Genomic DNA, 12,073 nt, shown 5'->3' on the forward strand with positions numbered 1-12,073 from the left:
GATCGGGTCAGCCCGGGACCGAGCCGCAGGTGATGTTGATCGCCGAGCCGGTGATCGTACGGGCCCGGTCGGAGGCGGCGAACGCGGCGACGTTCCCGACGTCCTCCAGGGTCGCCGCGCGGCCGAGCATGGTCTTCCCGACGATGTCGCCGACGATCGCGTCCCGGCCCTCGAAGCCCTCTGGCAGCGTCTCGGGCACCCCGCCGGTCTGCAGGGTGACGACGCGCACCCCGTACGGGCCGAGTTCGCAGGCCAGGCTGAGCCGCAGCGACTCCAGCGCGCCGAACGCGACCAGCAGCCCGCCGAGACGCGGCATCGGCGGACCGTACCCGCCGAAGATCAGGATCGCTCCCGATCGCTGCCGCATCATGTGACGTGCCGCCGCCCGCGCGGTCAGGAACGTCGTCCGGACCGCGGTGACGACCGGCCGCTCGAAGTCCGCCAGGGACATCTCGGCGAGCGGCGTGCCCTGGACGTCGCCGTGCGCGATGACGTTGAACGAGACGTCCAGGCTCCCGAACTTCGCCGCGACCGCGTCGGCGTGCTCGTCGACGGCCCGTTCGTCGAGCGCGTCGAGCACCGCGGTCTCGGCCCGACCGCCGGCCGCGCGGATCGGCTCGGCGACCGCCTCCAGCCTCGCCGCGGTCCGCCCGGCCAGGTGGACGCGCGCCCCCTCCCGGGCGAAGGCCCGCGCCACCGCGCCGCCGATCACCCCGCCGCCTCCGTAGATGACGGCGTTCTTCCCCTCGAGCATCCCGGCCGCCATGTCAGCTGCCCTGGAGCTCGGCGAGGAGTTCCTCCAAGCGCTCATCGGAGGTGCGGATGCCGCTCTCCGCCCCGGAGGCGACCATGCCGTCGCGGTCCTCCACCGACTGGAAGCTGGACACCGTGCGCACCAGCGTCCGGCCGTCGACGTCCTCGAAGGTCACCGTCTCCAGCGCGACGTGGCCGGGCACGCCCTCGTACTCGAAGGTCTGCACGATGCCCTCGATCGACGGCTCGCCGTGGAAGACACCGTGGAAGCCGTGCTCGTTGCCGGCCGGGTCGGTGCTGACGTAGCGCCAGCGGCCGCCGTCGCGCGGGTCATGGTGGTCGAACCGCGTGGTGAGCTCGCGCGGGCCGAGCCAGCGCACGATCAGCTCCGGGTCGCTGTACGCCCGGAACACCAGGTCGCGCGGTGCCTCGAACTCCCGCGTGATGACGATCTGCGGGATGCCGGGCTCAGCGGTGATCTGCGTCTTGGCCATGGTCGTCTCCGTTCGTCGTGGTCGCGTCCGTGCGGCCGTCTCCTCTTTGGCCCTGCAGCGCCGCGAGCAGCTCGTCGAGCCGTTCGTGGCTCTCGTCCCAGAACCGCTGGTAGTGGGCCAGCCAGGTGGTCACCTCGCGGAGCGGCTCGGCCTCCAGGTGGCTGAGCCGGGCCGTCGCGCGCCGGGTCCGGGAGATCAGCCCGGCGTTCTCCAGCACCTTCAGGTGCCGCGAGATCGCCGGCTGGGACACGTCGAACGGCGCGGCCAGCTCGGCCACCGTCGCGTCCCCCCGGGTCAGCCGGGTCAGGATCGCGCGCCGCGTGGGATCCGCGAGCGCCGCGAACACGAGGCTGATCCGGTCGTCGGCCACTTCATAACCACCTTGTTTTAGAACGAGTAGGTTAATAATCGGTCCGCACTCCGGCCCTGTCAAGGGAGCGCGGGGAGTCAGCGCCGGGCGAGCACGCCGGACGCCGTGACCTTGCCGTTCTTGTCGTAGTAGACGACGTCGAGCTTGGGGCTCTTACGCCGGGTGAGGTGCATGTCGCCGACGTCGCAGCCGGTCATCGACGGCCCGAACGGCGTGTGCACCGTCAGCCGGCCTTGGTCGAAGGAGATCGGTACGGCCGTGCCGGCGCACTTGCCGTCGAGGTAGCGCACCTCGCCGAAGTGCTTGCCGGAGTGCAGCGTGACCTCGGCCTTCCACCGCGCGTGCGTGCCGTTCTTCTTGGCGGAGTCCGTCACCGTCCCCTGCCACGTACCCGCGAACTTCGCCGGAACGACCACCGACGGCTGCGGCCCGCGATCGGGGAAGAGCGCCGAGAGGATGAGGACGAGCGCCCCGCCGAACCACACGATCCCCCACGCCACCGAACACCCGATGCCGACCCTGGCCCCGATCGAGCGCCGCCGGCGCACCGGCCGGACGAACCGGGGCCGAGGCGGAACTGTCGGGGGAGGCGGTGGCGGGCCGGGATGGGTGTCCCACGGGGCCGCAGGCGGGGGCGGGCCGTGATCGGCGGTGTCCCAGGGGTCCGCGGAAGGGGGCGGACCGACGTCGGCGTTCGCCCACGGGTCCTGCGGAGGCGGGGCGCCGGGTGCGGCACCCGCCCACGGATCGTCGATGATCTCCTCGGGTTCAGGCTCCGGCTCCGGCGGCGTGGCGCGGAAGGCGTCGTAGGCGGCGCGGCGGTGCCGCAGGACGTCGCGCGCGGCGTTCAGCAGACGGATGCGCTCCTCGGCGGCCTTCTTCGCCCGCGCGTCCGCGACCAGGTCGGGATGCCCGGTCTTGGCCAGGGCGCGGTACGCGCGCCGGATCTCGTCCTGGGTCGCGTCCGGGCCGACCCCGAGCAGGTCGTACGCGTCGTGCCCCGAGAGTTCGGCGAAGTCCGCGGGCCTCACTTGCCCATGCGGCGTGCCACCGAGGCCCGGTAGCACGTCAGCGACCAGTGCGCGGTCGCGTCGGTATGGCCGGCGGGGATCACCTTCGTGCCGGACGCGACGGTGACGTCACGCGCCCCCGCCAGGCAGACCATGAACATGTTGAGGTGGTGCTCGAACCCCTCGTACGCCCAGTTGCAGCGCAGCACACCCTGCCCCGAGGTGAACGGCGTCTGCAGCAGCTCCTGCGCGCGCGGCGGGAGGTTGCCGAGCAGCCCCCGGTCGGCGGAGTCGAGCCCGGCGATCTGCTGGGCCGGCGGCCTCGGCCCGGACCCCAGGGCGGGACCGGACCCGGGTGCGTACGGCGGCGGCCGGTGGTCCACGCGGACATGCCGCAGCGACCCGGGCTCGAACAGGAACCCCGAGACGGCGTAGACCGGGCGATGCTCGGTGTTGATCCGCGGCTCGGCGATGGTCAGGCCCCGGTCGCCGAAGACCACGGCGTACGGCCGGCCGTCGGGGCTGGACGCGTCACGGCGGGCGAACCAGTCGATGACACCGCCGGCCAGCTCGGTCAGGCGCTCCCGGGTGCGCCCGCCGATCATCTCCCAGCACTCCTGGCGGAGCTTCTCCCCGGAGTCCAGGCCCATCTCTCCGGCCTGGTGCAGCGGGGCCGTGCCGGGCTGCGTGGGCTCCAGCCCGCCGCCGCGCCGTGTGAGCGGGCGGTCGTCGCCGGTTGGGACGATGGGAAACGACGAATCCACGCGCCGAGCCTCCTGCCCGCTCTGCCGACGGCCGAACCCCATTATGTCGAGACCGCCGACGCACTGTCCCGTCCTGGAAAGGCCACGGAAGACGATTCGCGCGTGCGACGGAGTACGGGTGATCGTTGACCGCTCCACCCGGAGGGAAGCCGTATGAGAGAGACGAGAAGGTGACCGCCGACGTGGGGGAGCAGGCGTCCGACGCCGAGCTCGCCGCCCGTTTCAGCGCGGACCCCGACTCCTTCACCGCCGTGTACGACCGCTATGTCCAGGACATTCATCGCTACGCGGCCGGGAGGCTGGACGCGCAGTCGGCCGAGGACGTGGCCGCCGAGACGTTCTGCGTGGCGTTCGACCGACGCGACCGGTTCGACCCCGGCCGCGGCAACCTGCGGCCCTGGCTGTTCGGCATCGCCACGCACCTGGTGGCCCAGCACCGGCGCAAGGAGGCCCGCCACTACCAGGCGCTGGGCCGCATGGGCCGCGAGCGCGCCGCCGAACCCCACGACGGCCGGGTCGCCGCCTCGGTGACCGCGCAGCGCATGCAGCCGCAGCTCGCCAAGGCCCTGGCCGGGCTGTCCCGGGGCGAGCGCGACGTCCTGCTGCTCGTCGCCCTTGCCCAGCTCAGCTACGAGGAGGTGGCCGAGGCGCTCGGCATCTCCCCGGGCACGGTCGGCTCCCGGCTCAGCCGCGCCCGTACGAAGCTCCAGAAAGTGCTCAATAAGGAGGCGTTCCATGGATGACCTGCAGATGCTCGCCACCACGCTGGCGGCGCCGGACATGTCCCGCGAGGCGGTGGACCGGGGGCGGCGCCGGCTGCAGAAAAGGATGCGCGGACCGGTGGCCCGCAGGCGCCGGATCCGCATGCCGGTGATCGCTCTCGGCGCGACCGCAGCGGCCGCGGCGACCGCCGTGGTCGTCGTGTCCTCCGACTCGACGGCACCCACCGCGAACCCCAACAGTCCCCCGACCAAGCTGTCGAGCCGGCAGATCCTCCTCGCGGCCGCCGCCACCGCGGAGGCCCGGCCGGCGGGGTCCGGGACCTACTGGCACGTCAAAACGATCGACGAAGCCAAGAAGCGCACGTCAAAGGCATACCGGTCGTTGGGTGACTCCTGGACCCGGCGCGACGGAGCGTCGTGGGGCCGGGCGGGCAGCGGCCCCGTCGTCAAGAACGACAATGGCGGGGGCAACTGGGCGCCCTTCCAGATCGCCTTCACCAAGCTGACCTTCGACCAACTGCAGCGGCTGCCGATCACGGGGGACGGCCTGACCGCGTGGATCAACGACTCCATCAGGCATTCCAAGACCGGCCGGCTTCCCACCGGCGCCGAACCGACGTACGTCCCGCACGCGATGATCGAACTGCTCTACGAGTACCCCGCCCCGCCGAAGGTCCGCGCCGCTGCGTTCCGGGCTCTCGCCGCGCTTCCGAACGTCAAGAGCACGGGCAATGTCAAGGGCGGACGTGGCCTGGTCATCAACAGCGGTACCGCTGACGAGGAGACGCTGGTCTTCGATCCGGCGACCTCCCTGGTGCGCAGCGTCGGTACCACCAGCGCCGCCTCGTACCACCGCGTCACGGTCCTCGCCGCCGAGTGGACGAACACCCTGCCCAAGGTCACCCCGCACAAACCCCTGCCCCCGGGCCGCGGCTGAAGCCGGAAGCCGCTGGCCGCAGGCTCAGCGCTTGCGGCCGGCGGCGCCGAGCATCCAGATGGACTCGGCGTCCCGTACGGCGGCGGGGTCGTCGGGCCGCCACTTCGGCAGGTTGACCAGGCCGGGTTCGACCAGGTCGTAGCCGTCGAAGAGCGCCGCGATCTCCTTGGGTGAGCGGAGGATGGCCGGGGAGGTGGCGCGTTTCTTGTAGACGTCGGCGGCGGACGCCGCGCCGTCGGCGCCCTGCTCCGGCGGTGTGATGTGGGACAGCGCCAGGTGGCTGCCCGGCACGGACACGTCCCGGAACGCCGCGACGAGGCCGTACGGGTCCTCCTCGTCGGCGATGAAGTGCAGCACCGACATGAACAGCACCGCGACCGGCTCGTCGAAGCGGATCAGCCGGCGTGTCTGCGGGTGGTCGAGGATCGGGCCGGGGTCGCGCATGTCCGCCTCGACCACGGCGGTGGTGCCGTCGTCGGGCAGCAGCGCCTTCGCGTGGGCGCGGACGATCGGGTCGTTGTCGACGTACACGACGCGGGTGCCGGGCGCGACGGACTGCGCGACCTCGTGCACGTTGCCCTGGGTCGGCAGCCCCGTGCCCACGTCGATGAACTGCCGGATGCCCGCCTCGCCCGCGAGGAAGCGCACGACCCGGCCGAGGAACGCGCGGTTCTCCCGCGCCAGCACGCGCACCTCGGGTGCGGCGGCCAGGACCTGCTCGGCCGCGTCCCGGTCGACGGCGAAATTGTCCTTGCCGCCGAGGTAGTAGTCATACATCCGCGCCGGGGTCGGCCGGTTCGTACGCAGGTCGTGAACCGGGATCTCCTCGTCGCCCATCACGGTTTCCCTCATTCGTGGTCGATCACCGTCGGTCGGGGCAACGAATGTGAAGATCGTTCTGTTCCCGCGGCCGGGCAGGGACGCGAACGGGCGCGGCGCCTCGCGGCACCGCGCCCGGCACGCCACCGAGGAGCGGGCTTCAGCGGGTGGCGAAGCGGGACTTGACCCAGGCGAGGATGTCGGGCATCGCGCCGTCGTCGATGCCGGTCGCACCTCCGTAAGTGTCGTGCTCCAGGCCGTCGTAGACGCGGTAGGTGACCTGGGAGCCCGTGCTGCGGAGTCCGGCGGCGACCTTGGCGTTGACCGATGCGGGAGTGACGGTGTCCGCGCCGCCCTGCAGGAACAGCACCGGGCCGGCGACTCGCTTCCGGCCGAGGCTGTTGTCGCGCAGGTACCGGGTGAAGCGCGGGTCGCCGGCGTAGCCCGGCTGGACCAGCGCCGACCCGGTCAGATCCGCGTACACCGCGGTGGTCACGCCCAGGCAGCCGCTCCGGGCGGCGTCCAGGCGGGCCAGGGCGGCCGGGGTCAGCAGGCGTCCGACGTCGATCTTCGGGTTGCTGTAGGCGGCACCCTGGGCCAGCAGCGGAGCGAATCCGCCGTACGGGACGGTCGTGGCGACGTGGGCGGCGAGCGTGGGCAGATCGGCGGCGGGCGAGGTGACGACCGCCCCCCGGTAGCCCGGCTCCGGGCGCTTCAGCTGGCGTTCGGCGAAGCCCAGTGCCGCGCCGCCGCCCTGGGAATGTCCCCACAGCACCCAGTTACGCGCCAGGCCGGGCACGGCCTGGCGCGCGGACCGCACCGCCCCGGCGATGTCCTCGGCCTCGGCGGTCTTGTTCACCAGTTCCGGGCGACCGGTCGTGCCCAGGCCCGCGTAGTCCGGGGCGACGACGACGTATCCCTGCTCCAGGAAGCGGACCATCTGGTCGCCGTGGTAGAGGTCGCGCATCAGCGACGGCGCACAGTCGACGCCGATGCCGCTGGCCCCATGTGCGTCGACCACGACGTGCCAGCCGCCCACCGGGCGTGGGCGGTCCTGCGGCACCAGCACGACGCCGGAGACCGCCACGTCGCGGCCCTGGGAGGTACGGGAGTGGTACAGCACCCGGACGGCCTTGACCGGCTTGTTCTCCACCACGTAGTCGGAGGTGGTCTCCGCGCGGATCAGGGTCCCGCTCGGCGCCCACGGCAGTGGGCTGGGCGCATCGTAGAAGGCGGTGCGCGGCAGGGTGTTCTGCCGCTGGGCCGCCCAGGCCCAGTCGATCTGGCAGGCCTGATCGCAGCCGTCGGCGTACCCGCCCGTGGCGGGCACGGTGGCCAGGACGGCACCGGCCGCGGTGGCCGTGGAGAGTAGGCGGACTCTGGTCAGGAAGGCATGACGAACAGACCTCACAGGAGGCTCCTCTTCAGTGTGGGTCGGTCAGCGGGGCCGGCGGCCGTCGACCCGTTCTCCGCTGGGCCCGTAGACGAAGTCGGTGGTGTCCGCGATGAACTCCATCGGGAAGCCCAGTTCGATCGCGCTGGCCTTGTCCAACCGGGTCACCGCCTCTTCGGGGAGTTCCAGATCGACCGCGGCGAGGTTGTCGGTCAACTGCTCCAGGTTGCGGGCGCCGAGGATCGGGTGGATCCAGGGCCGGCGCGCCCTGGTCCACGCGATGGCGACCTGCGATGAGGACACGCCGAGTTCGTCGGCCACGGTGTCCACCGTCCGCGCGATGGTGAGGTCGCGTTCGGAGACGGTGGCCCGGTCGACCCGGGAGGGACCGTCGGCGCCGCCCCGGGTGAACTTGCCCGCCAGGACGCCGGCGGCCAGCGGCGACCACGCGGCCACCGACAGTTCCAGTGCCGAGGCCATCGGCAGCAGCTCCCGCTCGATGTCGCGCTTGAGGAGGCTGTAGGGCAGCTGGAGCCCGGCGAACGGCGTCCACCCGCGGAACTCCGCGATGCTGTTCGCACGGGCGACGAGCCAGGCGGGCGCGTCGGAGATCCCGGTGTACAGCACCTTGCCCGCCCGGACGAGATCGTCCAGGGCCCGCATGGTCTCCTCGATCGGGGTGTCGGGGTCCCAGATGTGCACCCACAGCAGGTCGATGTAGTCGGTGCCGAGCCGCTGCAGGCTGGCCTCGACCGAGCGGACCAGGTTCTTGCGGTGGTTGCCGCCGGCGTTGGGGTCGGTGCCGTCCATGGTCAGGGTGTACTTCGTGGACAGGACGAAGCGGTCGCGGTCGGAGCCGAGCAGCTCCCCGACGATCTTCTCGCTGCTGCCCTCGGTGTACCGGTTGGCGGTGTCGACCACGTTCCCGCCCGCTTCGGCGTAGGCGGTGAAGATCTTGCGGCACTCCTCCAGGGAGGCGCCCCATCCCCAGTCCTGTCCGAAGGTCATCGCTCCGAGGAACGCCTCCGACACCCGCAGTCCGGTGCGGCCGAGCAGTCGGTACCGCATCACAGACTCCCGTCGAAGAAGGACACGGCCCGCTCGATGGCCGGCAGTACGTAGCGGTCGTCGTCGTACAGGTCGATGTGGTTGCTCGTGTCGAGCAGCAGCAGTTCCTTGGGCTCGGGCACCGCCGCGAAGGCGGCCTCCGCGTCGGACACGGGAATGGCCTGGTCGCCGCTGCCGTGCACGATCAACAGAGGGGCGCCGACCAGCGGCAGGAAGGAGTCGACGTCCAGCGTCAGCTCCTGCAGCACCGACAGCGCGGTGCAGCGGTTCTCCCACCCGGGCCGGGCCCCGCGCTCGGTGCCGTAGTACTCGAACGGCTCCGGGCCGGGGTTTCCCGCAGGCATGCCCTCGGGGTTGACGGCGGGCCAGTACTCGATCTCGCCCGTGTCGGACTGCCGCTGCGCTATCCGCGCGAACTGGTCCATCAGTGCCGCGAAGTTCTCCGCGCCGAACCGGTCATGGATCAGCTTGGGATTGTTGTAGGCGGCCGCGATCAGTGCCACGGCCTTGACCCGGGGGTCGAAGGCGGCGAGCTGCACCGAGTAGATCCCGCCCAGGCACACCCCGCACAGCGCGATCTTCTCGGCGTCGACCTCCGGCCGGGCGGCCAGGAAGCCGACCGCGTTGCGCAGGTCCGACACCTTCGCGGTGGCGTCCTCATGCCGGCGCGGTTCACCCTCGCTGTCGCCCCAGTTGCGGTGGTCGAAGGCCAGGGCCGCATATCCGCGCTGTGCGAACCGCTCCGCGTAATAGCCGGTCACCTGTTCCTTCACCCCGGAGAACGGGCCGGTCAGCACCACGCCGCCGCGCACGGTCCCCGGCTCGGGCAGGTAGAGGTCACCGGCCAGCCGATACCCGTCGCTGCTGAACTCGACCTTCTCTATCAAAACCACGAATCCCCTCACGCTCATGCCTGCTCGAACGGTGCTTTCGGGCACCGCGCGGCTTGCGCCGCGGAGAAGAGTCGCAGGTCCGGGAGGTGGCTCGATAGCGTTTTCATCACCCGTTGAGATGTGACTTTTTCATAAAAGCCCCCGGATGAGCGATCTCCAGCCACGTCCCGCCAGGGTGGCCGCCGGGCTCAGATCCAGCCCGCGTCGGTGGCGATCCTGATGGCGTCGACGCGGTTCCGGGCGTCCAGTTTCACCGCCGCCGACGTGAGGTAGTTGCGGACGGTCCCCGGGGTGAGGAAGAGCCGCTCGGCGATCTCCACGGGGGAGGCGCCCGTGGCCGACATGCGGAGCACCATCGTCTCCCGCTGCGACAGGGGGCTCGCCGACGCCTCCAGGGCCGCGGCCGTGAGCGCAGGGTCCAGCACTCGGCCGCCTGAGGCGACGGTCCGGATCGCATCGGCGAGTTCGGCGGGCCGTACGTCCTTGGGCAGGAACCCCGCTACGTGGGCGGCGAGCGCCCGGCGGAGCTGGCCCGGCCGGTTCAGACCGGTCAGGATCAACACCCGGCACCCGGGCAGCCGTTCGCGGAGCTGTTCGGTGGCGGCCAGGCCGTCCACCTCGGGCAGGTCGATGTCGAGTACGGCCACGTCGGGCTGGACGTCCAGCGCGGTCGGCACGATGAGCGCGCCCGAGGCGAGCTCCGCGACCACCTGGAGGTCGTCCTCCAGGGACAGCAGTTCCACCAGCGCCGAACGCAGCAGCGCCACGTCCTCGGCGAGCAGAATCTTGATCACGCCGAACACTACCTCAGCGGCAAGGGATTCGACGGCCGGCGTCGGGACGGAGGTGGCGGCGGAGAGCCTGTGGTACGGGGAGGGCAGCGCCACTAATGTCCGGTTAACCGACATTCTGTGATGTCAGGGGCCAGGGGAGACGTGGTTGGTGGGGACCTCGGTTGCTGCGGCGGAGAACGACCCGATAGACGACGGGTCGGGCGGCGCCGGGGATTCGCAGTTGCGGTTGGTGCGGCTGATGATGTGGACCGCGCTCGGCCTGATCATGGCCGTCCGGCTGCTGGCGGCGTTGGAGGAAGGACTGTCGTGGTCGGTCGCGCTCGTCACGATGGCTCCCTATCCGCCGCTGGTCGTGCTGCTGGCCGGGCCGCATCGCCGCCGGGTCCGGGACGGCCTGCTGGCGGCGCTGGTGTCGCTGTACGCGGTGCCGTTCGCCGTCGCGGGCACTCACTGGGACTGGCTGCCGTGGCCACTGGCGGTCGCGGCGCTGTGCGCCTTCCGGGGAAGGGCGGCCTGGCCGCTGTTCGGGCTCATCCTGGTCGCTACGGACGTGGCCGGACTGTGGGCCGGCGACGACGCGCTGTCGGCGATCATGAGGGCGCAGAAGACCGCCAATGACGGCCTGATCATCTTCGGGCTGTACGCCCTGGTGGCGATGGTGGCCCGGCTCGACGCGGCCCGTGGGGATCTGGCGCGCCTGGAGCTGCTGCGCGAACGGCTACGGGTCGACGGCGAACTGCGCACGATCGTCGGCGCTCACCTGCGGGCCGTCCTGGTGCGGCTGGCACAGGCCGTCGACGCCGAGCCGAAGATCGCGCGGGACCGGCTCCGCGCGGCCGTCGCGACCGTCCGGCAGGCGCTGACCGACATCCGCGCGACGGCCGCCGACTACCGCGTCTCGCCCGCCCTGCCGGCGCCGATCGAGTCGCCGAAGGTGGCACGCCTCACCCTGGCCGCGGTGTTCATCTGCGATGCGTCGCTCCAGCTGGTCGGCGTGGTCGCGACCTACCACCGGCCGTGGACGCTGCTGCTGATGGCGCCGTTGATCTGCGCGGCCGGAGTGGTCCTGCTGCTGATGAAGCCGTCCCGGAAGCAGCTGATCCTCCTCGGGCTGCTGCTGGGCGTCCCCGCCATGCCGTTCAGCTACCTGCTCTGGGACCTCAGCGCCATCGCCAACCTGTGGCCCTTCTTCCTGGGCCTGGTGCTCACCCGCATGCGGCCACCGCGCTCTCTGGTGATCACCGGTGTGGCGCTGGCGCTGTACATCCCGCTCCTCTTCTACCCGCCGCCGGTGCCCAACCTGGCGGGGATGGCGGGGCTCCTGGTGTCCATGGCCATCCTCACCTGGGTCTCCTACGCCCTGATCCGGCTGTCGAACCTGGTGGTCCTGCTGCACCAGGCCCAGCGGGACCTGACCCGCGAAGCCCTCATCCGCGAGCGCACCCGCATCGCCCGCGACCTGCACGACCTGCTGTCCTTCAGCCTGTCGGCGGTGGTGCTCAGGGGAGAGCTGTGCGAGCGGCTGCTGGAGACCGACCCGGTCCGTGCCCGCGCCGAGCTGGCCGCGCTGCCCGCCCTGGTCGAGCGCGCACTGGCCGAACTCGAATCAGTGGCCCACTCGGCCGTGGGGCTGCGCCTCGACCAGGAGCTGACCACGGCGCACGCCGTCCTGGAGGCCGCCGGGATCCAGGCCGCCGCCACCGTCGAGACCGGCACCCTGCCGCCCGAGGTGGACGCGGCGGTCGCCGCGGTGCTGCGCGAGGCGGTCACCAACGTCGTACGACACAGCACCGCCCGAACCTGCCACATCACCGTCACCCCGGCGGGCGACACGGTCCGGCTGCGCGTCGTCAACGACGGCGCGGCCGAGCCCCCACCCGTGGGTTCGGAACCAGGCACCGGCGGCACGGGCTTGACGGGCTTGGCCGAACGCACCGGGGGGCGGCTCACCGCCGGAGCACGGCCAGGAGGTCGCTTCGAGCTGGTCGCCGAGTTCGCCGGCACTCCTGGGCCGGCGTCCCCGCAGCCCTGAGCCGCACCGGCTTTCGCGAGCCCG

General features: G+C 71.8%; 13 protein-coding genes. 3 read left to right on the forward strand and 10 right to left on the reverse strand.

Translation table 11 applies throughout. From position 1 onward, the window contains the following. Positions 1-7: 7 nt before the first annotated feature. From ABEA24_RS40910 to ABEA24_RS40930, 5 genes are all read right to left on the reverse strand, one after another. The gene (locus ABEA24_RS40910; RefSeq protein ID WP_345438770.1) at positions 8-754 is read right to left on the reverse strand and encodes an SDR family NAD(P)-dependent oxidoreductase; all 747 of its coding nucleotides are present in this window, start codon (positions 752-754) and stop codon (positions 8-10) included. Positions 755-767: 13 nt separating this feature from the next. After that, entirely contained in the window at positions 768-1,247 is a 480-nt protein-coding gene (locus tag ABEA24_RS40915; protein WP_345438772.1) for an SRPBCC family protein, read from the reverse strand. Further along, the gene (locus ABEA24_RS40920; protein ID WP_345438774.1) at positions 1,222-1,617 is read right to left on the reverse strand and encodes an ArsR/SmtB family transcription factor; all 396 of its coding nucleotides are present in this window, start codon (positions 1,615-1,617) and stop codon (positions 1,222-1,224) included. The genes ABEA24_RS40915 and ABEA24_RS40920 overlap by 26 nt, the downstream gene beginning before the upstream one ends. 77 nt (positions 1,618-1,694) lie before the next feature. Then, a complete protein-coding gene (locus ABEA24_RS40925; RefSeq protein ID WP_345438776.1) occupies positions 1,695-2,648 on the reverse strand; it encodes a J domain-containing protein in 954 nt (317 codons plus the stop codon). Then, positions 2,645-3,391: a hypothetical protein gene (locus ABEA24_RS40930; protein WP_345438778.1), complete on the reverse strand. Its 747-nt coding sequence runs from the start codon at positions 3,389-3,391 to the stop codon at positions 2,645-2,647. The genes ABEA24_RS40925 and ABEA24_RS40930 overlap by 4 nt, the downstream gene beginning before the upstream one ends. Positions 3,392-3,561: 170 nt before the next feature. On the opposite strand from ABEA24_RS40930, the gene ABEA24_RS40935 reads away from it, so the two are divergent. After that, positions 3,562-4,134, forward strand: coding sequence for an RNA polymerase sigma factor (locus tag ABEA24_RS40935; RefSeq protein ID WP_345438780.1), 573 nt, complete (start codon positions 3,562-3,564; stop codon positions 4,132-4,134). Continuing rightward, on the forward strand, positions 4,127-5,050 hold the full coding sequence (locus ABEA24_RS40940) for a CU044_5270 family protein (RefSeq protein ID WP_345438782.1): 924 nt from the start codon (positions 4,127-4,129) through the stop codon (positions 5,048-5,050). Before ABEA24_RS40935 ends, ABEA24_RS40940 begins: the two co-directional genes overlap by 8 nt. Positions 5,051-5,074: 24 nt before the next feature. Here the strand turns inward: ABEA24_RS40940 and ABEA24_RS40945 are convergent, their stop codons facing one another. From ABEA24_RS40945 to ABEA24_RS40965, 5 genes are all read right to left on the reverse strand, one after another. Further along, a complete protein-coding gene (locus tag ABEA24_RS40945) occupies positions 5,075-5,902 on the reverse strand; it encodes an SAM-dependent methyltransferase (protein ID WP_345438784.1) in 828 nt (275 codons plus the stop codon). A gap of 127 nt (positions 5,903-6,029) precedes the next feature. Beyond that, complete coding sequence (locus ABEA24_RS40950; RefSeq protein ID WP_345438786.1) at positions 6,030-7,280, reverse strand: alpha/beta hydrolase; 1,251 nt, start codon at positions 7,278-7,280, stop codon at positions 6,030-6,032. A gap of 27 nt (positions 7,281-7,307) precedes the next feature. Further along, positions 7,308-8,330 (reverse strand): aldo/keto reductase, encoded by a 1,023-nt coding sequence (locus tag ABEA24_RS40955; RefSeq protein WP_345438788.1) that lies wholly within the window; start codon positions 8,328-8,330, stop codon positions 7,308-7,310. Then, positions 8,330-9,223, reverse strand: coding sequence for an alpha/beta hydrolase (locus ABEA24_RS40960; protein ID WP_345438790.1), 894 nt, complete (start codon positions 9,221-9,223; stop codon positions 8,330-8,332). The genes ABEA24_RS40955 and ABEA24_RS40960 overlap by 1 nt, the downstream gene beginning before the upstream one ends. Positions 9,224-9,411: 188 nt before the next feature. After that, positions 9,412-10,017, reverse strand: a complete 606-nt coding sequence (locus ABEA24_RS40965; protein ID WP_345438792.1) for a response regulator transcription factor — start codon at positions 10,015-10,017, stop codon at positions 9,412-9,414. A gap of 148 nt (positions 10,018-10,165) precedes the next feature. Here ABEA24_RS40965 and ABEA24_RS40970 point away from each other — a divergent pair, with 148 nt between their 5' ends. Beyond that, positions 10,166-12,049, forward strand: coding sequence for a sensor histidine kinase (locus ABEA24_RS40970; protein WP_345438794.1), 1,884 nt, complete (start codon positions 10,166-10,168; stop codon positions 12,047-12,049). Positions 12,050-12,073 lie beyond the last annotated feature (24 nt).

It is taken from the genome of Actinoallomurus vinaceus, assembly GCF_039542055.1.
In the GTDB taxonomy this organism is placed as follows: domain Bacteria; phylum Actinomycetota; class Actinomycetes; order Streptosporangiales; family Streptosporangiaceae; genus Actinoallomurus; species Actinoallomurus vinaceus.